Annotated in this window: 20 protein-coding genes; 6 read left to right on the forward strand and 14 right to left on the reverse strand. The window is 46.0% G+C overall.

Translation table 11 applies throughout. From position 1 onward, the window contains the following. The first annotated feature begins 117 nt into the window (after positions 1–117). The 3 genes from B1A98_RS07890 (at position 118) to B1A98_RS07900 (ending at position 3,238) form a co-directional block, all read left to right on the forward strand. The gene (locus B1A98_RS07890; RefSeq protein WP_063384864.1) at positions 118–609 is read left to right on the forward strand and encodes a shikimate kinase; all 492 of its coding nucleotides are present in this window, start codon (positions 118–120) and stop codon (positions 607–609) included. Between the two features lie 354 nt (positions 610–963). Continuing rightward, a complete protein-coding gene (locus B1A98_RS07895; RefSeq protein ID WP_063384608.1) occupies positions 964–2,394 on the forward strand; it encodes an S-layer homology domain-containing protein in 1,431 nt (476 codons plus the stop codon). A 382-nt stretch (positions 2,395–2,776) separates the two neighbouring features. Beyond that, positions 2,777–3,238 carry a competence protein ComK gene (locus B1A98_RS07900; protein WP_063384607.1) on the forward strand — a complete coding sequence of 154 codons (462 nt, stop codon included), beginning with the start codon at positions 2,777–2,779 and terminating at the stop codon, positions 3,236–3,238. A 39-nt stretch (positions 3,239–3,277) separates the two neighbouring features. Here B1A98_RS07900 and B1A98_RS07905 read toward each other — a convergent pair whose 3' ends face one another. Then, positions 3,278–5,290: a methyl-accepting chemotaxis protein gene (locus tag B1A98_RS07905; protein ID WP_063384606.1), complete on the reverse strand. Its 2,013-nt coding sequence runs from the start codon at positions 5,288–5,290 to the stop codon at positions 3,278–3,280. 186 nt (positions 5,291–5,476) lie between these two features. On the opposite strand from B1A98_RS07905, the gene B1A98_RS07910 reads away from it, so the two are divergent. After that, positions 5,477–5,938: a low molecular weight protein-tyrosine-phosphatase gene (locus B1A98_RS07910; RefSeq protein ID WP_063384605.1), complete on the forward strand. Its 462-nt coding sequence runs from the start codon at positions 5,477–5,479 to the stop codon at positions 5,936–5,938. Positions 5,939–5,999: 61 nt separating this feature from the next. Here the strand turns inward: B1A98_RS07910 and B1A98_RS07915 are convergent, their stop codons facing one another. Further along, positions 6,000–6,374, reverse strand: a complete 375-nt coding sequence (locus B1A98_RS07915; protein ID WP_063384604.1) for a hypothetical protein — start codon at positions 6,372–6,374, stop codon at positions 6,000–6,002. Positions 6,375–6,568: 194 nt separating this feature from the next. Here B1A98_RS07915 and B1A98_RS07920 point away from each other — a divergent pair, with 194 nt between their 5' ends. Further along, positions 6,569–6,790 carry a hypothetical protein gene (locus B1A98_RS07920; RefSeq protein WP_223662172.1) on the forward strand — a complete coding sequence of 74 codons (222 nt, stop codon included), beginning with the start codon at positions 6,569–6,571 and terminating at the stop codon, positions 6,788–6,790. A gap of 252 nt (positions 6,791–7,042) precedes the next feature. Here B1A98_RS07920 and B1A98_RS07925 read toward each other — a convergent pair whose 3' ends face one another. From B1A98_RS07925 to B1A98_RS07940, 4 genes are all read right to left on the reverse strand, one after another. Then, positions 7,043–8,224 carry a M14 family metallopeptidase gene (locus B1A98_RS07925; protein WP_063384603.1) on the reverse strand — a complete coding sequence of 394 codons (1,182 nt, stop codon included), beginning with the start codon at positions 8,222–8,224 and terminating at the stop codon, positions 7,043–7,045. Positions 8,225–8,340: 116 nt separating this feature from the next. Then, on the reverse strand, positions 8,341–9,516 hold the full coding sequence (locus B1A98_RS07930; RefSeq protein ID WP_063384602.1) for a polysaccharide deacetylase family protein: 1,176 nt from the start codon (positions 9,514–9,516) through the stop codon (positions 8,341–8,343). Between the two features lie 197 nt (positions 9,517–9,713). Continuing rightward, the gene (locus tag B1A98_RS07935) at positions 9,714–10,658 is read right to left on the reverse strand and encodes a lysozyme inhibitor LprI family protein (RefSeq protein WP_063384601.1); all 945 of its coding nucleotides are present in this window, start codon (positions 10,656–10,658) and stop codon (positions 9,714–9,716) included. Positions 10,659–11,017: 359 nt separating this feature from the next. Continuing rightward, positions 11,018–12,424 carry a purine-cytosine permease family protein gene (locus tag B1A98_RS07940; RefSeq protein WP_063384600.1) on the reverse strand — a complete coding sequence of 469 codons (1,407 nt, stop codon included), beginning with the start codon at positions 12,422–12,424 and terminating at the stop codon, positions 11,018–11,020. A 372-nt stretch (positions 12,425–12,796) separates the two neighbouring features. Here B1A98_RS07940 and speE point away from each other — a divergent pair, with 372 nt between their 5' ends. Beyond that, the gene (gene speE, locus B1A98_RS07945; RefSeq protein ID WP_063384599.1) at positions 12,797–13,657 is read left to right on the forward strand and encodes a polyamine aminopropyltransferase; all 861 of its coding nucleotides are present in this window, start codon (positions 12,797–12,799) and stop codon (positions 13,655–13,657) included. A 55-nt stretch (positions 13,658–13,712) separates the two neighbouring features. Here speE and B1A98_RS07950 read toward each other — a convergent pair whose 3' ends face one another. From B1A98_RS07950 to B1A98_RS07980, 8 genes are all read right to left on the reverse strand, one after another. Further along, positions 13,713–14,489 carry a sulfite exporter TauE/SafE family protein gene (locus B1A98_RS07950; protein ID WP_063384598.1) on the reverse strand — a complete coding sequence of 259 codons (777 nt, stop codon included), beginning with the start codon at positions 14,487–14,489 and terminating at the stop codon, positions 13,713–13,715. 17 nt (positions 14,490–14,506) lie between these two features. Beyond that, positions 14,507–14,605: a cytochrome bd oxidase small subunit CydS family protein gene (gene cydS / locus B1A98_RS21005; RefSeq protein WP_412674649.1), complete on the reverse strand. Its 99-nt coding sequence runs from the start codon at positions 14,603–14,605 to the stop codon at positions 14,507–14,509. Positions 14,606–14,618: 13 nt separating this feature from the next. Beyond that, on the reverse strand, positions 14,619–15,632 hold the full coding sequence (locus tag B1A98_RS07955; RefSeq protein WP_063384597.1) for a cytochrome d ubiquinol oxidase subunit II: 1,014 nt from the start codon (positions 15,630–15,632) through the stop codon (positions 14,619–14,621). Continuing rightward, positions 15,622–16,959, reverse strand: a complete 1,338-nt coding sequence (locus B1A98_RS07960; protein ID WP_063384596.1) for a cytochrome ubiquinol oxidase subunit I — start codon at positions 16,957–16,959, stop codon at positions 15,622–15,624. Before B1A98_RS07960 ends, B1A98_RS07955 begins: the two co-directional genes overlap by 11 nt. Before the next feature lie 261 nt (positions 16,960–17,220). Beyond that, positions 17,221–17,856 carry a response regulator gene (locus B1A98_RS07965; protein WP_063384595.1) on the reverse strand — a complete coding sequence of 212 codons (636 nt, stop codon included), beginning with the start codon at positions 17,854–17,856 and terminating at the stop codon, positions 17,221–17,223. After that, the gene (locus B1A98_RS07970; RefSeq protein ID WP_063384594.1) at positions 17,834–18,889 is read right to left on the reverse strand and encodes a PAS domain-containing sensor histidine kinase; all 1,056 of its coding nucleotides are present in this window, start codon (positions 18,887–18,889) and stop codon (positions 17,834–17,836) included. Before B1A98_RS07970 ends, B1A98_RS07965 begins: the two co-directional genes overlap by 23 nt. Before the next feature lie 89 nt (positions 18,890–18,978). Further along, the gene (locus tag B1A98_RS07975; RefSeq protein WP_063384593.1) at positions 18,979–20,388 is read right to left on the reverse strand and encodes an MBL fold metallo-hydrolase; all 1,410 of its coding nucleotides are present in this window, start codon (positions 20,386–20,388) and stop codon (positions 18,979–18,981) included. A 44-nt stretch (positions 20,389–20,432) separates the two neighbouring features. Further along, on the reverse strand, positions 20,433–20,984 hold the full coding sequence (locus B1A98_RS07980; RefSeq protein ID WP_041095235.1) for a hypothetical protein: 552 nt from the start codon (positions 20,982–20,984) through the stop codon (positions 20,433–20,435). Positions 20,985–20,998: the final 14 nt, after the last annotated feature.

The raw sequence follows: 20,998 nt of genomic DNA on the forward strand, positions 1-20,998 counted from the left end.
GTTTACCCTCGTAACCGGCTGTACTATACTGAAACAAATAAATGAATAGAAAGAGTGTATGCAGTGAGCAACGTACCGCGATTATCAAAAGAACAAAGCATTGTCTTAACCGGCTTTATGGGCGCCGGCAAAACAACGATCGGCTCCCTTGTTGCCGAAAAACTGAACCGGACATTCATTGATATTGATGAGGTCATCGAAGAAGAATACGGCCTGTCTATTAATGAAATATTTGCCGAGCATGGCGAAAACAAGTTCCGGGAAATTGAAAAACAAACCATCCGCTCTTTTTGCGAGCAGCCACTGAAAGTTATTTCTCTGGGCGGAGGCGCCTTTACACAGCCGGAAGTACGGGAAATCTGCCTGGCGAATTGTATGGTCGTTTATGTAGATATTTCCTGGGAGCATTGGAAGGAAAGATTGGATCTGTTAATTGACACCCGCCCGGTTCTGCGCGGAAAAGACTTAAAGGAAGTAGAAGAACTGTTCCTCCAAAGAAAAGCAGCCTATCAAGAAAATCACTGGACTTTGACTGTCGATGGAAAAACGGCGGAGGAAGCAGCAGATTGCCTGATAGACTCATTAGAATCCATGTGGACTTCACACTGACCAACGCAGTAAAGACTTGCAGGCAAGACGGGCTGATCTTTCCCGTCCTGCCTTTACTCTCCACGAGCAGCTATAACGCTGAGAACAGCCATATAACCAAGCATCCAGAAAACCTTGCCTTTCGGAAAGACGTTGCTTTTCGTTTTCAAGGCTCTCCCCTCCTTTGCTGTTTCCTGATTCCCTGTTACGCCTAGCATGCAAACAATCCTCTCTCTTTATACATTCATTGCTCGTATTCCCGTCCGCAGAGATCTTCTTATCATTTGGCTTTTAACCTATTAACCTCTGTTTTTTTTTGTAAAAATGGGCTAACATTACTATCGTTAGCCGAATATGGAAAGGAGAATTATATCATTGAAAAAAATTTGGATCTCAGTTTGCGCCTTTATTGTAGGCTTTAGCTTATTTATCCCTTTCGCTAAGGCAGCTCAATTTACCGATGTGACGACGAACAATCGCTTCTATGACGAAATTCTTTTCTTAGCGGATGAAGGCATAATCAGCGGCTTTCCGGATGGGAAGTTTAAACCGGGACAGGAAGTCACCCGAGGGGCGGCTGCCATTATTATCGGGAAAGCCCTTGAGCTTGATGGCACCAAACGCAAAACAAAATTTAAAGACGTGAGCTCTACCAATACCGCCTCTGGCTACATTGCCTCGGCCGTAGACAGAGGAATTATCTCCGGCTTTCCGGACGGAACCTTCCGCCCATCTCAATTTGTCACACGGGGCGAAATGGCGATATTGTTATCAAGAGCCTTTGAATTGAAGGCTGAGGAAACGATTAACTTTTCTGACGTTCATTCTAAAATGGCCGCCTATCCTTATATTAAGAAAATGGTGGCTGCCGGGATTGCTGCGGGTTACGAAGACAACACTTACAAGCCTGGTCTCGTATTAAAGAGAGAGCAGTTTGCTGCCTTTATGGCGCGGGCAGTCAATCCATTTTTTATTCCCGGCCATGAGACTCCCAATTTTTCTGTCAGCTTTTTAAATGTCGGGCAGGGAGATGCTACGTTAGTTGAATTCCCTAACGGCGAGACGATGCTCATTGATGCCGGGGCGTCTGAAGAAGCCATCCAGCGGGAACTGGCTGCACTTGAGATTGAAAAAATCCATACTCTTGTTATCACCCATCCCGGAGACGGTCATACGGGCGGTGCAGATTATGTCATTAATAATCTGCATGTCGAAAAATTATTCGACTCCGGCCTGCCGGGAACAAGCGCACCATATAAAGAATACGTCCAAGCAGCCGAAGCCAAAAAAATCACGCGCCAAGCAGTCAAAACAGGCCAGCACCTTTCCCCTGATCATCAAGTCAGCGTAGATGTGCTTCATGCTGACAGCCTTGCAGCCAATATGGACGATGGCTCAGTTGTTATTCGCATCACTTACGGAGATATCCGTTACTTGCTGACCTCTGAAATTGGAGCAGCAGCAGAGACGCAATTGATGTCCAAGCAAGATGTCCAGGCGGATATTTTAAAAACAGCTAAAAACGGAGCGGGAGAAGCGACTTCTCCTTCATTTATAAAAGCCGTTGACCCTATTATGGCTATTTTCTCAACCGATGGACGGGCAGGCTTCCCTGATGAAACGGTGACAGCTAATCTGAAGGCACATGGAGCAGAAGTCTTCTCGACGACAGACGGAATGATTGTAACGATGAGCTCTCGAAAAAGCTTTTATATCTTTCAGGATAATGGAGCGGAAGCAAAGAGTGCACAGGCTCATCCTGTGTCCGCAGCCAGCTTAAAGAAATATGTGCCGCTCAGCCAATAAAAGAACAAACACTTCAGCCGATTTTACGGCTGAAGTGTTTTTGGGTAAGAACGGCAGTTATTTAAAGCTGATGTCTCACCTGTTCATGCCAGGATGCAGCCGATGCTTAAGCAAGCATACTCTTTAATCCGGCCTTTGAATAAAGAGCTGATGCCTTTACCTTAGTTATCTCTTCTTTAGACTAGAAATAAAGAAAAGCTAAAAAAAGAACATATAAATTTAGTTTGTTCTATAGAAACTCGCCAAACATCGACAAGGAACGATTCGGTTCTAAAATTAAAAAAAATAAAATATTTTTAATATTTAGTATTTTACTCCTAGTAACTATGAACTATCATTGCTACAATGTAAACGTATGAAGAAAAGGGGGACATAAATAAGCATGAAATTTGTAGAAAATTATCGGATTACCACTGATACGATGGCGCTTATGGAAGAATATCATCAAGATTATAACACCATCATTTACGACAAAAACGGAATGTACTGCACGAAGCAGACTGTCCGCTTGCTTCTGAATGAAGCTTGCATCGAAAGGATTTCCACCTATGAAGGCCGCATTAAAGCGATACGCCAGCGCTTTCCGTATCGTAAAAAAACACCGCTGATCATTTGCCTCCAAGAACGCCTCTGCGCTTTTCCAACCACATCACCAGATAATTATGGCTGCATATGGATTCTTCCGCACCAGATTCATACTTGCTTTGTAAGAAATGGACAATTGATTGTTGCTTTTAAAAATGGAATGGAGCTCCCGCTATCCTGTTCACTTTACATCTTTAACCGGCAGAGAGAACGGACCGCCAACTGTCTCAGTTACTTTGAACACAGCCTGTCCAATTAAAAAAGAACGATCCCTTGCTGCAGCAGCAAGGGATCGCTGTTATACCTTAAACTGATTGACAGATTGCTGCAGCTGCTGGCCCAAATCAGCCAGCTGCTCAGCAGACTGGGCAACGGATTGAATCGCACGCAGCTGCTCTGTTGTGGAAGCGTCGACCTCTTCGCAGGCTGCCGCTGTTTCTTCTGAGGTAGCCGCCATCGTCTGAATCGTTTGGCTGACCTCCTTCTTGTAGGCAGTCGCTTCTTGCACTTCCGTATAGACGGATTCAATCGATTGCTGCAGTTCATTCATTAGCTTTGACAGCTCAGCAAATGTCACATCTGTATGATGCACGACTTCCTCCTGAGACTGGAAGGTGTCTTTCGTTTCCAGCATTTGCTTAGCTACTTGCTGAGAACCCATCTGCAGTTCTCCTACCGTTGTTTTTACTTGTTCTGTTGCCCGAGTTGACTGCTCCGCCAGCTTCCGGACCTCTTCTGCAACCACAGCAAATCCTTTGCCATGCTCCCCGGCCCTCGCTGCCTCAATACTGGCATTTAGAGCCAATAGATTGGTCTGGGCCGATACTTCGGTAATCGTCTCCATTACCTGGCCGATTGCCCCCACCTTTCCATCTAACTGTGAAATAGTTTCTACCATTGATTGCAAGCTCTGTTTCCAGCTATCAAATGAGTCCTTCAGCTTCTCTATCTGTTCACGTCCGCTCGCATTCATTTGATCGGCTCGAACAGCGGTCTGAGCCATCATGCTTGATTTTTCATAAATAAGCTGCATTTGGCTCCCTAAGCGCTCGGAGTTTTCATTCACATCTTCTGCATCCTCCGCAGACTTTGCCGCACCGGCCGCAATTTCATTCACCGCTGTTGCCACCTGCTCGCTCACCGCATTCGTCTCCTCGGCCACCGCACTTAAGCTCTCGGCTGACCGGCGAACGTCTGATACAGAAGAGCGCATAACGGAAAGAAGATCTGCCATGTTATTGACCATTAAATTAAAGTTATTTGACAGCTGGCCGATTTCATCCCGGGAGTCCACCTCTGAACGAACAGTCAGATCTCCTTCAGCCACCTGGTCCATCGCTTGCTTCAATGTTTGGATCGGGTCAATGATGCGCTTTAGGAGAAAGAAAAGAAGAACAAAAGCCGCTGTCATTGTCAGTAATGCTATCCATATAAACATCCGCTGAAGCTCTTGGGCCGTGCTGCCCAGCTCTTTTTCTGAATAAGCGGCTCCTATTTTCCATCCAACGCCAGGGAGGGTGCGGTACACATTCACCTTCTTCTCTCCCTTTTGTTCATAATGGATTACACCCTCGGTCTCTCCCGAATTGTACATCTCCTTCACGAAAGGCTCGTCTATCAGCTTTTTTCCTTGCTCACTCGGATGGACAAGCGCCACCCCATCAGCATCTAATATAAAAGGAAAGCCTTTATAGCCCAACTGGCTTTTGGAAATTTTTTCTGAAATGGCCGTCAATTTAATATCCGCACCCAGCACCCCGGCTACTTTCCCGTCTTTCACAATAGCTTTAGAGACAGAAATCACCTGTTCACCAGAAATAACATCTACAAACGGCTTAGACCAGTGAACCTTTCCGGGATCTTTTGCAGCCATTTGATACCAGACTCTTGTCGTCGGATCAAATCCTTCTTCAAACTCCGCAAACGGCACCATCTTCATTTGCTTGGTCGGAAAAGCCAAGTAAATAAAAGAAGCCTCTTTGTACTGCTTCGTCAAGGAAGTGAAGGCGTCTTCTATCTCTTTTGAAAGCAGCTGGGCTTTTTTAGGATCTTTTTCAGAATAATAATTCGTATATTCCTTGACCACCTTTGAATCTGCCATCGTATACATATTTCTTTCATACTGCCCAAGAAAATAGCTGATGCTGCTTTCCATTTCCGAAATGAGCGCCCTGCTTTGCCTTGTTACACTGCTCTCTGTTTTCTTTGTAATTTGTCCGCTTGCAACAGAGATCATAGCGATAATCGCCGCAATAAAAATGATCATTACGGTACTAATGACCTTTACCCGAATGGATCGAAACAACTCCATCACCTGCTCCTTATTAATTGCTTACCTTTCTATATTTCGACATAATTCTCTTTTTATTTAGTATTTTCATATAAATTTTCTTTATTATACTAAAGCAAAACAAGCCGGCAATCGCTGCGTGAAAAAATGACAGAAACAAGCTGTTTTGCTACTATTTATGTATGATAACGGAAAGGGTTGTTCGATATGATCAATGTATTGTTTGTTTGCCTCGGGAACATTTGCCGTTCTCCCATGGCAGAAGCCCTCTTTAGAAACCTTGTCCAGAAAGAAGGGCTCGACAGCCAGATTGCGGTTGATTCTGCCGGGACAAGCGGCTGGCATGTCGGCTCGCCGCCGCACAAAGGAACACTGGACATATTAAAAAACTATCATGTAAACGCCGAAGGGCTTTCCGGCCGGCAGCTTATGAAAGAAGACGCCGAAAACTTCGATTACATCATCGGCATGGATGCAAGCAACATTCAAAACATCCAGAAGCTTTTCGGCCAGCCGAAGCATCCGCACATTCTTCGCTTGCTCGATTTAACCAGCCAGCCAAAGGATGTGCCTGATCCCTACTATACGGGCGACTTCCAAGAAACATACGACCTGCTTCAGGAAGGCTGCCAAAGACTATTAGAGAAAATCAAAAAAGAGAAGCTGTAAACGCAAAGAAATAGAACAGTCCCTCCGCTGTTTGCAAACAGCAGAGGGACTGTTCCTGTTTTTATCTTCTCGTATGAAGGTTCGCAAGTATATTGATCACAAAGAGCAAGATACCGAGTACAGTCAAGGTAGACCCGATCGTAACGCCCGTCGTATAGGACGTAGTGTTTGTGACAACAAGCAAGAATGAGGAGATCATCATAACAGGCAGGCCGATGTTATGGAGCCAAAAGTGTGCTTTCGCTAATCCGGTTTGTGCTAGAGCTGGGAAAAGATGATATAAGATACCCGCAAGCATAAGAGCAGTCCAGCCAAGAAGACTCACATGTACGTGTACATCCGCTAAGTCATCAGAACCGACGATCGACATGTAATACCCTAATAAAACGCCCACCGCAAAGTACACAACAGAAATCTTGATTAACCGAGTAGCCATTGTTATTCCTCCCTTCTTACTCTAATTTATGTATCCATTTTATATACATGACTGCTGCGGATAAATTTTTTATGGGCCTGCCGGGAGGAGAGGAACAAAACCCTTCAATGTCCTTTTTCCTTCCATCACAGGGCTCAACATGTGCTAGACTATGTAAGTGAATACGTGGATTTTACTGAAAGGAAGCGGAAGCAGTGAAAAAATTAACATTTGTTATTCCGATCATGATTCTCGTCGGATCTATTTCCTTATGGATGCTCAATAAAGATTATTCAGAAATCGATCTGCAAACGAGGCTTCTGATTACCGGCGGAGCGGTCCTCTTCTCAGGAGTGATTTCTTACTTTTTACTGGGCAGTGACGGTGAAAGGCTTTCCTCAGCTGCAGCCAAAGAGAAAGAAAAAAGAAAGAGATAACTAGATGGCAGGCCCAAAAGCGGACGCAATCTTTTCCCGTCTGCTCCATTCGCCGGCAAAAGGGGTTCGGAATGATCTTATTCCGAACCCCTTTTACAGCACTTTATGATGAAAAACGCCTTCTATAAGCCAGAATAAAAGAACAATCAAGCGCTGCCTGCAGACTGAATGGTGCTGCGGAAAGCGAAGCGCCTGGAATGGAAATCACCCCTACCCGTCCGCCTTCTTGTGCAGCCAGCGGTATCTTCAGGCTTATATTAACGAATGAATAAGCAGCTTAGATGCAGCCTCATACATTTCGTCGAACTGTGACAGCGGCAGAGGATTTTGCCCCTCCCCCAGTTCAATGGTGAAGCCCGGCTTGCGAAACTCCTGAATAAACCAGTCTTTATAACCAGAATGACTGTCTACATAACGGACAGCTTTATAGCCGCTGACTCTGGAAAACTGTTGGGCCAGCTTTTCAGAGTCAGGCGGCTCCAATCCTTCATATCCCCAATAAAATTCTTTGCCTTGTGTGTGCAAGGCCAGCAGCCTCTCAAAACGTTCCTTCCGTACTAAATCCGCCATGGCCCTCGTTTCCGGTTCCGATAATGGCGCGTAACCCGGAAAGTCTCGTGAAGAAGGAAGGGTCGGCTTCCGGGTTGATTCAAACTCCCAATTAGCTGGAAACTGCTTATTCAAATCTACCCCGCGAATGTTCGCCTTCCATCCGGAAAAATCATAACTCCCCTTATTGATCGCCACCACTTCCTTCTCCCTCTCAGGGGGCGGACCGTTAAGAACAAGATTGACTCCATCCGGATCAACCATCGGCACAGCTGACAGCTGGGTATTCATATATAAAGGAAGGGTCTGCACGCCTCTCATGACAGGATAATTCGTCAGCGAAAGCAAATATTCATTTAAAAACTTCATAAGCACAGGCGTCGTAATCCACTCATTGGCATGAAAAGCGGCATTTATCTGTACTTTGCGCTCCCCTCTGCCAATCCGTATATCATAAAGCGGCAAGCCAAGCACGCTCCGGCCGGCTTCCCGCTGCCTCATAAATGGATAAATGGCGAGCAGCTGGTGCATATCCTTTCTCATCTGCTGAAAATCATAGCGTTTTTTACCGCTCACTATACATCTGGTTACTCTGGACGGAATCAGCAGCGTCTGTCCAACCGGCAGCTGGTGGGGATCGATGTGCGGATTTAAAAGCAATAAAGTACCGGCATTGACACCCCGGGACGCAGCGAGCTGCCACACGGTGTCTCCCCTTTGCACAGTATGCCGATCCACTGTAAAGCCGGGAATATGAATGGCCTGTCCGGGCTTTAGCTGCTTCTCGTCAACGTGCGGATTTGAATCCATAATGAGGGCCAGCGGAATATGAAACAGCTGGCTATATCCCCAAAGCGTGTCTCCTTTTCTTACCTGAACCTTCATACTGCTTCACAGCCTCCCGCAAAAATCGTTTTCTTCATCCTATGTGAAGAAAATGGAGGCTATGACTAAAGGGCGGACCCTCCTGCTTTTAAACGCTGGAGAGCCCGCCCTTCTTATTAATACGTACCTTCAATTTTTTTAATAAAGTCATCTAATGTATGATTCGGGCTGATGCCTTGTCTTTTTAAAGTGTACAGATCGTCCCCGAACTTTACATTGCCTGTCTCTGTTGTGAACGCCATGCGGATGCCCGCTGCTTTGGCCCCTTCAATGGTGTGGGGCGCATATTGTCCCCATGGATAAGCGAGATATTGAATAGAAGACGGGTCCTTCATAGCTCGGCCAATATATTCGCGTCCCTTCACTAAATCGGCTTCAATTTCAGCCGCTGTTTTCGAGACTAGGTATGGAATTTGTGTATCCCTTTCTCTTAAATGCATGCCATGTGTATGGTGCTGGAAGTTCAACACATCCTCTGTTTCGCTGATTTCTTTATGCCCCATATACTGTAATGTCATTGGGTCCCACGGCTGGGAATAAGCTTTGACCTTGCCGCCAATAACGAAAACAACCGCCTTTTGGTTATTTCTCTTTAAAATAGGATAGGCGTATTTTTGTGTGGATAAATAATTATCGTCAAACGTCACAACCGCTACTTTCCCAGGCAAGTTTTGATTATGGTTTAAATAGTTTTCCAGCTCTTCTAATAGAATAGTCCGCCAGCCATTTTGTTTCAGGTAATCCATTTGCTTCTCGAACTCCTCCACTTTCACGACCATGGAATTGTTCACAAATGGCGTTTCCTCAGGATTTTCCACCATATGATGATACATTAATACCGGAATGCCCAAGTCCTCTTTCACTTTATCCTTATGCACATAGCCCATTTGGCCGGCAAAGTTAATCATATACCAATCCCCCGATTTCCTGACGATCGGGTAACGGATATTGCCTTTAATGATAGCGATGCCTTTTTTCTTTTTATCTATTCTGTCATACACAACAGCTTCTGAATTGGTAATAACAGTTACATTCGTATTGCTTGCTGCCTTGGCCGGCGGCTGCTTTTGCACTTTGCTTGCGAGCAAAACGGCCGAGCTTTTTTTAACAAAAGCCGTTCCGTTTCCAAACGAAATATAATAATAAGAGCTGTCCTCTTTTAGCACTTCATAAAATTGCTTGGGCAGGAGCGTGCCTACCGCCAGCGGATTCCCATCTACTAAGTCATAAGCGGTCACTTGCTTCTTAGCCGTTACCCACTTGGAGGAGTAAGCCGCTTCTGCTTTTTCCATGAAAAGGCTACTCATCAACACCAAAGACAAACTAATGATTAGCATGAATTTAGTCTGCAAGATCCTCAAAAAACCCCACTCTTTTCTATAGTATAGTTACATTTTATTAAATTCATAACCATACTATGGTAACATATTAAAATACTAATAAAAAGAATAACATGAAAATCTTTCCTGTAAATCATTAAAATAGTCAGCTACTGCATGTAAATATTAATCAGTTCATAGCATCTTTCCCTAGTCAGATCAGCCTGCGTGCGGACATACTGGACGGCTTCAAATGACCCGCCTGCATAAGCTTCCGATTCGGCTTTAGCTGTCCGGTCTCTATACTTGATCCATTGGCGCTGCTTCTCCCGTAATTGGCTCATTTCACCCGATGAAAGCTGCACCTTCAAGACGCCGTAAATTTCATTTAAGGCATCATCCCACTTTTTGTACATGGCAGCAGCGGCTTCCTTCATTTCCGCTGTTGTGCCATTCTCTGACACATAGTACAAAGCAGTCACTTCTGTTTCGATGGTATAAAGCTTTTGGAGATATTTATCCTTCTTGCTGACAGAGGACGCGGCAAGCTCTCTCTCTTTTTCTGCCAAAGTCTCTGCTGCATTTTGCTGCTGTATCCGCTCATTGATGGACGTCTCAATCTTATTGACCTCTTCAGAAAAGCGTGCCAAAACTGCCTCCATCTCTTGATCCTGTTTTAATTCATCAATCGACTTTTGGGCATCACCGTAATCGCCGGCCCCGATTGTCTGCTGTATTTCCTCCAGCTTTTTCGCTACAGCATCCGACTGCTTCTCATTGTCACTTGCTGTTTTCACATACTCCTCCAACGCTTCCTTCATATTGGCTGCCAAGTCCTCTTCTTTCAGCAGACTTTTGGCTTTCGTGAGAGCATCTTCCCAGTCGGCCTCCTCTATATCTTTTTTCACCTCATTGTAATCACTGACATTCTCGTATAGCCGTTTGGCCTCCTCATTCTTTGGCTTTTCGTCCAAGGCCAGCTCAAAGGACGCCTGGGCCTTATCAAATTCTCCATCGGCCAATGCCAGCTTTCCCTGCTCCATCGCCTTGTCATACGTACCGCTGTTGCACCCAGATAACACCATTACCGCCAACACAGCTGCTGCCTTTTTCATAAATTCCTCCTAAAATAATGTAATAGTTAAGTATAAAGTACCACGCTCCGCCATTACCGTACAGAGCATCACGGGAAATTTAACATATTTTATCTGTGGAGGATGTTCTTTACTAGGTCATTTAGAAAAGAATGGCCGTTTGTGAATAAACAGCCCGGCTGCGAGTATAACAGTGCGGTTTGCGTGCATAAAGTCTGCGGTTGCGCGCATAAAACCTGGGTTTGCGCGCATAAAAGCAGACATTGCGTGCATAAACCTTTCCGCAAAAAGAAAAACTGTCCGGCTGTTCACGGCCGGACAGTTTTTTTGGCGAGTTTACTTGTCAGCTGCCTCGACTGCAGGAGACGGCTTTTGAATAGTTAAGCAATGTATTCATCCGTTGTAATGTCGTCAGCGGCTTTTTTGCTGTAGTACTTGCCCTTCGTTGCAACAGCAAGCACAATAGTCAGAACGAATGCGATAATAGCCGCAAAGAAGGCAGCGACGTTTTGCAGGAAGACGCCCATATACCCGAAGGCAGCAAGAGAACCGATCACGCATGAGACAATCAAAGAAACCACACCGACCGGATTCCAGGCGTACAAGTATTCTTGCCGGTGTTCAAAATAATTAGGGCCAATTTTCAATATCCGCTTCACAACGAACGCATCGCATAGCAGCACCGCTGCCCAAGCCAGCAGGAAGACTCCTTGGAAAGTCAGCAAGCTCCCTAAGTGATCGAGCACGCCCCCAAGCATTAACACGATAGCAGCCACTGCTGTAAAGACGACCCAGAAATTTCGGCCCGGCTTGAATTTAAAAACGTTTTCAAAAAAGTTCGCGAGCGACAGTGAACTGCTGTATAAATTCGTAATATTAATCCGAAGCTGCGTTAAAATGGTAAATAGAGCACCGCCGATCCCAAGAATCTGCACAAAGTAAACACCTGGATTCTCTTCACCCAATTGAACGCCAAACCAAATTCCGATGACGCCCATGACAAAAAAACAAATGAGCTGCGGCAAAAATCCAACGGCAAACACGCCGATCTTGAACTCTTCTTTTTTGATGAAGCGCGCATAGTCGGAAACAAGCAAAGCCATAATCCCAACAAGCCCGTTCATGATACCGATACAAGCCAGCAAGGATGCTCCCCCGACTTCTCCTCCTTCAGGAAGGTACGTCCAAATGTTTCCTTCGAACGAAGAATTTTTCCAGACGATAAAAAATCCTGAGCCAAGCAAAAGAACAAACAACGGCAGTGACCATTTCTGCAATTTGTCGAGCTGGCGAATGCCAAACCAGTTCAGCGGAATAACGATTAAGCCAAAGAACACCATTAAGCCCCATATCGGCACAAACGAAATGTATTCATGAACGGCAGCGGCCATAATCGATCCTTCGATTGCGCAATACATAATAAAATTCAAGGCATAAATCAACGAAGTAATCGAAGCGCCAAAATAACCGAACCCGCCGCCCCGTGCCATTAAGTTCACGTTCAAGCCGGACTTCGCGGCATAAAAACAAATACCGATTCCTACTACCCCCGCGACAATCGTGGCATAGATTTCAGCCAGCAGCGCATTTACAGCGCCAAAGGAGATAGCCATCAAGCTCCCCATCTGAATAAAGAGCATAGCTGTTGCCACTCCCAGCGTGACATTGGTAATGCTCATCCAGCCCATCGTCCGTCCTTCTATCGGCACTTTCTCCAGTGAAAAATCATCCTTTTTTTCTTCCCTGCTAAGCTCTTCTTGATCTGCCATTGGCAATCTTTCTACCATCTAACACTCCTCCTTGTTCTCTTAATGGGAAATAAATTAATCCCCTTCCCTCTTCGTTTTAAGAGTTGCTTTTATATAAGCAAGTATCAGACCAATTCCTCAAATTTTCTAAATAAATAAAAAATATTTTCGACAGTTTTTTTATTCCTAGCGATTATAAGGGCTATCATCCTTTTCTCCTACTTTTCTAGTGAGTGACCACAGGTGTTTTCTCCCTCTTTTCTTGCAAAATTGCAATATATCTTTCATTTTTGATATTTTTCATTCTTGCAAGCGACGGCTCCCTTGGAAAACCCCGAAAAAGCATAGACATCAAGAAACGGATTGTATAAGATGGGCGGTAGAAACGAAAAGTTATAAGGGGGTATTACCATGAATGAGGAAAAAGTAAGCCAATACATAAAAAATATTGATGGAGAACTGTGGCTCGTGGAGGATGACCGCGATAACTTGAAAGTAAGCTATCGGATCAAAGAAATCATTTTCACAGCCCAGTCTCCTTTCCAGCACATTATGGTTCTCGACACTTATGATTTCGGCAGAATGCTCGTGCTGGACGGGGTTGTGCAGTCGACTGAGAAAGACGGCTATATTTACAACGAAATGATTGCACACGTTCCTTTGCATATCCATCCGCACCCGAAAAAAGTATTAATTATCGGGGGCGGTGATTGCGGCGCGGCAAGAGAAGTGATCAAGTACAAACACGTGGAAGAGCTTTATTTCTGTGAAATCGATGAGCTCGTTGTCCGGGCAAGCAAAGAGCATTTAACAGGCGTCTCAGCCGGACTGGATGATCAGCGTGTTCATTATCTGTTCGCCGATGGCATTCAGTATATGAAAGAGCATAAGAATGAATTTGACATCATCATCGTGGACTCGTCGGACCCGGTCGGACCTGCCACTGAGCTATTTGAATTTGATTTTTATAAAAACGTGTTTGAGGCGTTAAAAGACGACGGCCTGATGGTTTGCCAAAGTGAATCGCCGTTTTTCTATAGAGAAACCATGGACCATACCTTCCATTCTCTTAGCAGGCTGTTTGGGCATGTGAAGCAATATACAGCCGTGGTTCCAAGCTATCCGGGCGGGCTGTGGAGCTTTACCCTCGCTTCTAAAAAATATCAAGCCTTTATTCAGCCAGACTATGAAAAAACGACGAAATATTTCAACGAAGAGATATTGCACGCCAGTTTTGCTTTGCCCAAATTTATGGCAAACGATAAGAAATAAAAAGACGGATGCCGCCAGCTAATCTGGCGGCATCCGTCTTTTTTTAAGGAGAAACTTATAAAATATCAAGCCAAATTTTAATCGCTGTAGCAGCAATTAAAATAGCAAGCAGCCATTGCAAAACTTTTGTATTCATCTTCTGTCCAACTTTAGCGCCTAGAGGAGAGGCAATTATGCTGGCAATAATCATAATAACCGCCGGCACAAACAGCACCTGGCCCGTCATCAGCTTCCCGGCCGTTGAACCGATCGAAGAAATGAAGGTGATGGCTAAAGAACTGGCAATCGTCATTCGTGTCGGAATTTTCAAGACGACCAGCATAATCGGCACGAGCAGAAAAGCGCCAGCCGCCCCGACAATACCGGCTCCAACTCCGACGATGAACGCAAGTACAGCTGCCAGCCAGCCATTAAACGCAACTTCACTCATCGGCCGGTCATCAAGGTTCTTCTTCGGCACAAACATCATGATGGCAGCTAAAGCGGCCAATACGCCGTATACTACGTTAATTACTTCTTCTGACAGCCCTTCGGAACCAAAACCGCCGACGAAGCTGCCAAGCAAAACAGCGCCACCCATGTAAATAATTAACTTTTTATTCAAATACTCACTTTTCCGGTACGCCCACACGCCGGCGATGGTGGCAAAAAACACCTGCACCGCGCTGATTCCGGATACTTCGTGGGCGCTGAAAGCCGCAAATCCAAGGAGCGGCGGAATGTACAGCAGCATCGGATATTTAATAATCGAGCCGCCGATCCCGACCATGCCCGAAATAAAAGATCCGATAAAGCCAATTAAAAAAATGACGAGCCAATAAAGAAAATCCATCTATACCACTCCAGTATTCAGTCCATTTTTTTCTGCTTCGCCCCCCAGGCGAAAACGCACGCCAGTGAAGCAGCGACAACGAGAACAGGGGCATACATAATAAGAAAGTGATGCATGTGCCAGTCCCTCCTATTCCATTCCTTTCACGTATTTACGGTTAAATAAAAACAATTTAAGCAGCAAATACAGCGCCGGAATCAGCAGCAGCAGCCCGGCAATGAAAGCGACGACCAAGTAAATAGCCATCGTTTTATTGGTAAATCCATCGTAAATGGTCAGCACCGGATAAAGCAAGTACGGATAATGGGAAATCCCATAGGCTAGAAAGGCCGTGAAATACTGCATGACAACGGCGAAGAAAGCCACTCCATAAGCCCGCTGCTTGTAAAACAAGATGATGGCCGTGATGAAAAACACGAGTGATGCGACAAACATCCAAGAAACATCAGCCATGCGGGCAAAATGCTCCGGATTATGCGAGCGGAGTGCATAAAAGACAAGAACCCCCGCCGCCACTGAAGGAATGCTCCAGCCAAGTGTATAGCGGCGAACGAGTTGCTCCGCCTTGTTGTCCTCGGCCTGGCGCGCATAATAGGTTAAAAAAGCGGCCGATATAAAGAGGACACTTACGAGCGAAACGAGCACCACACTCCAGGAGTAAGGACTCGTCAGCAGCTCTTTCAGCTTCAAATGAACACCGCTCTTATCAATGGCAAGAAAACCGCCTTCGGAAATCGTTAATACCGTCGTTAAGGAAGCCGGGATTAACACACCGGTGATTCCGTATATAAAGCTGTACACTTTATTTTCCTTTGAGCCGTAAGTGCCAAACGCGTAATAGGAGCCGCGGATCGCCAGCAGGATAATCGAAATACTGGCCGGCACTAATAAGGCAGAACCGAAGTAATAGGCAGTCTTCGGAAAAAAGCCGACAATGCCGACAAAGAAAAATACAAGAAACACATTGGTGACTTCCCACACCGGGGACAAATAGCGCTGAATCATTTTGTGCAGAATGTGCTTTTGCCCCGTCCAATCGCTGTAAAGGCTGAAAAATCCGGCACCGAAGTCGATCGAACCGACGATCAAATAGCCAAACAAAAAGAGCCATAATACACTAATGCCCAGCAACTCAAGCGACATGTGAATCCCCCCTTGCCGCTAATTCATCTTCTGCTCGGTTGTTTTTAAACATATTGCGGAGCACAATGACCGCTCCGACGCCGAGAAGCACATACAAGGCGCCAAAGGCAACAAGCATTGTACCGACGTGCGGTGAAGCAGTGGCTGCTTCAGCCGTTTTCAGATAGCCGCGCAAAATCCATGGCTGACGGCCGACTTCCGCGAAAATCCAGCCGATTTCAATAGCAATCAAGGACATCGGTGCAGACAGCACCACCGCCCGCAGCAGCCATTTATTGTACATCTTCTTTGGCTTCCATTTGGATAAGACGGCATAAATCAAGGCGATGACAATTAACAGCATGCCGAGAGTCACCATCACATCAAACAGATAGTGAACATAAAGCGGCGGACGTTCATCCGCTGGAAATTCGTTCAACCCGATCACCTCAGTACTCGGCAAATTCCCTGCCAAAATACTTAAAGCAAACGGAATTTTGATCGCTCCGCTGACATTTTGTTCTTCATCCAGTTTTCCAAATAACAGCAGGGGAGCTTCTCCCTCTGTGTCAAAATGCCATTCAGCGGCAGCCAGCTTTTCCGGCTGGTATTCTGCCAAGAACTTTCCGGATAAATCACCGACAAGCGCTGTAGCGATAGAAAAAACCAACGCCGGAATCAATGTAATCCGCAGCGCTTTTTTATAATACACATGCTGTCTGCCGCGAAGCAGATGATACGCAGCGAGCGCCGCTAAGATAAAGGCCGACGTCATATAAGCGGATACGAGTACATGGCCCACTTTTGTTGGAACGGCCGGATTAAACATCGCTTTCAGCGGCTCAATGTTCATAATCGTTCCGTTCACGATTTCAAACCCTTGCGGCGTATTCATGAAGGCATTCACTGCCGTAATGAAGAAGGCGGACAACGAAGAGCCAATCACGACAGGAATAAGCAGCAGCAAGTGCGTTTTCGGATTTTTAAAACGGTCCCACGTATATAAATAAATGCCGAGGAAAATCGCTTCAAAGAAAAAAGCGAACGTTTCCATAAAGAGCGGCAAAGCGATCAGCTGTCCGGCCTGCTCCATAAAAGAAGGCCAGAGCAAGCTTAACTGCAGCCCGATGGCTGTTCCTGTCACAACCCCGACTGCGACAGTAATCGTAAATCCCCGCGTCCAGCGACGGGCCAAAAGCAGGTAATGAGGATCATTATGCTTCAGCCCCATCCATTGGGCAAGAGCAATAAATACTGGCACGCCCACTCCAATCGTAGCAAATAAAATATGGAATGCGAGTGTCATCTCGGTTAAGATTCTGCTATATAAAACGGCATCGTATTGCATGCTTTCTCCCTCCTAGATCATTACTAAGCTGAGTGCACTGCCAAGAGCCACAATCATGGCTGTCCAGAAATAAGCCGTTTCTTTCTTCTTCATGGTATCTCTTCCTTTCTGCTGTGATCTCACCTTTCTTCTTAAGTATAGAAAGAAAGCCTGTGCCAATACATAGGGGCATCCCCCTATCCGTATTTTGTTTTTGACTACTTTATGAAGGTTGTCAGACAAAATAAAAAGATGCCCCAAGAAAAAACGTTGGGACACCCGCTAACGCATATCTGAAAAATAGTTTTTAATGCCATATTGGATCATTTCATGCTTCTGCTTAATATCCAGCTTGTTCATAATATTGGATTTATGATTTTCCACTGTCTTCGCACTAATATGCAGCTTCTCGGCAATTTCCTTGTTTGTGTAACCGAGCACCGTGAGCCGCAGCACCTCCTGCTCCCTCAATGTTAAGGGGGACACCGGCTTTTCTTTCTCCTTCATCATCTTCTCAATTTGCTCTTCACTCAAATCCGTCCGATAATAGCGCTGGCCATGATAGACGTGATAAATCGCTTCATATAACTCGCTTCCCTGGCTTTTCTTCAAAATATAGCCGTGCGCCCCCGATTGGATCGCTTGGCGGATATAAGCCTCTTCATCATGCATCGTCAACAGCACGACTTTAATGTTCGGCTGCTGTTGGATCAGCTGCTTTGTAGTTGTGAAGCCGTCCAGCCCGTTAGGCATAGAGATATCCATTAAGACGACATCCGGCTCTGTCTGCATGGCCAGAACGAGCGCTTCATTCCCATCGCCGGCATCCGCAGCCACTTCAATATCAGCATAGCTTTCCAAAAGCAAAATAATCCCTTTTCGTATTAAATCGTGATCATCTACTACCATGACTTTCATCGATTTCTGCCCCGCTCTCATCTATAATCATCTTCGCTATAATGGTGGTGCCTTCGCCCGGTGCCGATTCAATGTAAAAGTGGCCGTTAAGCTGCTCAATCCTCTCGCGCATATGCTCTAATCCAAGCCCGCCCTTCGCTTTTTCCAACTCAAATCCTTTGCCGTCATCATGAACTTCAATAAGGAGCCGTTCTCCTTTTTTCATAATCAGCAAATAAACGTTTTGAGCCTCGGCATACTTGACCACATTATGGAGGGCTTCCTGAATGACGCGGTACACGTTAATTTCAACGGCGGAAGGCAGCCGCCCGCTAACATTCGTTTTTAAATCAATCGCTAAACCAGAAGTTGCCTGAACGGTTTGTCTCAATGTTTCCAAAGCAGGAATAAGTCCCAATCCGTCAAGACTCGTCGGCCGAAGCTGATGCGAATACGCTTTAATGTCAGACATGGCGCGCTGAAGCTCCGCCCGTACTTCATTGACATAGTCATGAAGCCGCTGATCCTCCTTAATCGTTGATTCGATGGCCTGCAGCGCCACGGAAATGGTGTACAGCGATTGGCTCACCCCGTCATGGAGTTCATGGGCCAATCGTTTATGCTCTTTTTCCTGCGCTTCAATTAAGCGCTTAATCATCATTTTGGAGATCCGCACCTCTTCTTCTTTTTGCCTGAGCGTCTGATCGCGCAGCACGAGCAAATACTCTTTGTCCTGGCGCTCCTGGTCCTGGTAAATCAAGGCAGTGCTCATCTCGACATCAAGCTTCTTGCCGTGATAGACCGGCATTTGCGATAGAAAATAAGGCACTTCATTGCGCGCGATTAAATAGCAGCGATTCTCTCCTTCCGCCGTTTTCCGCTCTTTGCAATAGGAACAAAACGGCACATGCTCACCGACCATCCAGCCTGTCAAACGGCCGGCGGCAGGGTTCATCAGCAAAATTTCACGGTTTTGATCCATCACGATAATCCCATCTTGAATATGCTCAAAGATTTGATGCAAATATTTTTGGTCTACCGGATACTGTTCCATTGATCTGATCCTTTCCGTTTTCTCTCCCCTATTGTAAGCGAAAAACCGCCGATGATTCATGTCCTCACCGGCGGTTTCTTTTTATTTTCTTATTTTACTAGCTGCGGTACATCTTGTTTCCAGCGTGAAAAACCGCCTGACAGATTTTTAACATTTTTAAATCCGTTCGCCTGCAAAATGCTGGCAGCGATAGCGGAGCGCACGCCTGATCCGCATTGAGCAAGAAGCGGCTTGTCTTGCGGCACTTCTTCGAGGCGGCCCGGAAGTGTTCCAAGCATAATATGAACGGCCCCCGGAATATGGCCGGCATCCCATTCGGTTTGGTTGCGGACGTCCAGCACGGCGATGTCGCCTTTTTCTACAGCGTCCTGTATGTCAGCCGGATCGACGTTTTCATAGGCCTCCCATGCAGCGGACTGTTCTACAGCAGCTTGGACACTCATGTAACCGGCTGTGCGATCAATACCGATAGAGCGAAGGGCTGTCAGCACGTCTGGAAGCTGGCCGTCCTCTACCAGCAAATAAAGCGGAGCTTCATAGTTAACGAGCCATCCTGCCCAGTTCGTGAACGATTGGTTAAACGGAATATTGATCGTTCCAGCAATATGCTTCTCGGCAAATTGAGCGGCCGGGCGCGTGTCAATCACCATGCCTTGTGAAAGCCAGTCATGCAGAGCAGAGGCATCCGTTGCTTTCACAGGCACTTGGGTATCCTTCAGCAGCGCCGGACCGACTTTATTGACATGCTTCATCACGGCGAAATACTTTGGCGGCTCAGGCTGGCCATCAAGCAGTGCTTCTATAAAAGCAGCTTCATCGTTAAATTTCATTGCCCAGTTGAACATCTTTTCATAGCCAACCGTTGAGGAAGGAACGGCTCCTAACGCTTTTCCGCAGGCGCTTCCCGCTCCATGAGCCGGCCATACTTGCAAATAGTCTGGAAGCTCTTTAAAGCGCTGAATAGAAGCAAACATTTGCTTCGCTCCCTCATGAGCCGTGCCGCTGTAGCCGGCTGCTTTTTCCAGTAAGTCCGGACGGCCGACATCGCCGACAAACACAAAATCACCAGTGAAAATGCCCATCGGACGGTCGGCACCGCCGCCGTTATCAGTCAGAATAAACGAAATGCTCTCCGGCGTATGTCCCGGTGTGTGCATGACTTCGAGTGTTAAATTCCCAATCTTAAACGTGTCGCCATCTTTTAAAAGCTGATGGTCAATGCTGTCAAGGTTTTGGTACTTCCAGTTCTCGTCTCCCTCATCGGATACATACATTTTGGCTCCGAAACGGTCCGCCATCTCCCGGGACCCTGCGACAAAGTCCGCATGGATATGGGTTTCCGCGGCAGCAGTCAGCTGCAAGCCTTCTTTCTTCGCTGTCTCCGCGTATTGTTCAATGTTGCGGGAGGCGTCAATGACAAGTGCTTCCCCTGTTTTTTGGCAGCCGATTAAATATGAAGCATGAGCCAGCTTTTCATCATAAAAATAACGCAATAACATCTTGGTCACTCTCCCTGTTCATGGTCTAGATTTTCAGTTTTTTATTATGAAGATTTTTTAGGCAGGGTTTCGATCAGTGCCTGCACATAAGACAATATCCGCTGGACGGATGGGTCCTTCATCCACTTCAAGACAGTGAAAATGGAGATATGCTGGGAATTTGCTTCTGCCTTCGCTTGCACTTCTTCCCATAATGACCGGCCTTTTTCCGCCTTTTCACGAAGCGGTTCTGTATACTCTTCAACACTGTTTTGCAAATAAGCGATCGATTTTTCATCAGCCAGCACATTTTCCGCGAAACGAACAACGGTTTCCAGCTTTTCCATCAGTTCCAATAGTAAAGGCAATTTTTCCAGCAGACGAAGAGCAGCTTCCAGTGTATTTATGTCGATATTGATGCTGTCAACCTTCATTTTCACCTTTTCCATCGTGCGCTCATCTTCCAGAACCGATTGGCCAAAGGTGAGCAGATGGTCTGCCTGCTCGATTTTCGCCGTTAAATCCGGCAGCTTCTCAATGAGCTTTTGCAGAGAAGCCTGTACTTCCGGTTTGTTTAATTCATCGACCCAGTCTTGTTTTGAAATTGAGACTGCCATTGCTCTCCACTCCT

It is taken from the genome of Pseudobacillus badius (assembly GCF_002189605.1).
GTDB classification, from domain to species: domain Bacteria; phylum Bacillota; class Bacilli; order Bacillales; family Domibacillaceae; genus Pseudobacillus; species Pseudobacillus badius.

Excerpts from the sequence above, each read along its gene's own strand:
- B1A98_RS07925 (WP_063384603.1), bottom strand. The coding sequence starts at position 8,224 with ATGAAGGTTCAGGTAAGAAAAGGAGACACGCTTTGGGGATATAGCCAG.
- B1A98_RS07980 (WP_041095235.1), bottom strand. The coding sequence starts at position 20,984 with ATGGCAGTCTCAATTTCAAAACAAGACTGGGTCGATGAATTAAACAAA.
- B1A98_RS07935 (WP_063384601.1), bottom strand. The coding sequence starts at position 10,658 with ATGAAAAAGGCAGCAGCTGTGTTGGCGGTAATGGTGTTATCTGGGTGC.
- B1A98_RS07915 (WP_063384604.1), bottom strand. The coding sequence starts at position 6,374 with ATGGCTACTCGGTTAATCAAGATTTCTGTTGTGTACTTTGCGGTGGGC.
- cydS (WP_412674649.1), bottom strand. The coding sequence starts at position 14,605 with ATGCATCACTTTCTTATTATGTATGCCCCTGTTCTCGTTGTCGCTGCT.
- B1A98_RS07970 (WP_063384594.1), bottom strand. The coding sequence starts at position 18,889 with ATGGAACAGTATCCGGTAGACCAAAAATATTTGCATCAAATCTTTGAG.
- B1A98_RS07890 (WP_063384864.1), top strand. The coding sequence starts at position 118 with ATGGGCGCCGGCAAAACAACGATCGGCTCCCTTGTTGCCGAAAAACTG.
- B1A98_RS07900 (WP_063384607.1), top strand. The coding sequence starts at position 2,777 with ATGAAATTTGTAGAAAATTATCGGATTACCACTGATACGATGGCGCTT.
- B1A98_RS07975 (WP_063384593.1), bottom strand. The coding sequence starts at position 20,388 with ATGTTATTGCGTTATTTTTATGATGAAAAGCTGGCTCATGCTTCATAT.
- B1A98_RS07960 (WP_063384596.1), bottom strand. The coding sequence starts at position 16,959 with ATGCAATACGATGCCGTTTTATATAGCAGAATCTTAACCGAGATGACA.
- B1A98_RS07930 (WP_063384602.1), bottom strand. The coding sequence starts at position 9,516 with ATGGAAAAAGCAGAAGCGGCTTACTCCTCCAAGTGGGTAACGGCTAAG.
- B1A98_RS07955 (WP_063384597.1), bottom strand. The coding sequence starts at position 15,632 with ATGTCGCTTGAGTTGCTGGGCATTAGTGTATTATGGCTCTTTTTGTTT.
- B1A98_RS07940 (WP_063384600.1), bottom strand. The coding sequence starts at position 12,424 with ATGGTAGAAAGATTGCCAATGGCAGATCAAGAAGAGCTTAGCAGGGAA.
- B1A98_RS07950 (WP_063384598.1), bottom strand. The coding sequence starts at position 14,489 with ATGGATTTTCTTTATTGGCTCGTCATTTTTTTAATTGGCTTTATCGGA.
- speE (WP_063384599.1), top strand. The coding sequence starts at position 12,797 with ATGAATGAGGAAAAAGTAAGCCAATACATAAAAAATATTGATGGAGAA.
- B1A98_RS07905 (WP_063384606.1), bottom strand. The coding sequence starts at position 5,290 with ATGGAGTTGTTTCGATCCATTCGGGTAAAGGTCATTAGTACCGTAATG.
- B1A98_RS07965 (WP_063384595.1), bottom strand. The coding sequence starts at position 17,856 with ATGAAAGTCATGGTAGTAGATGATCACGATTTAATACGAAAAGGGATT.
- B1A98_RS07910 (WP_063384605.1), top strand. The coding sequence starts at position 5,477 with ATGATCAATGTATTGTTTGTTTGCCTCGGGAACATTTGCCGTTCTCCC.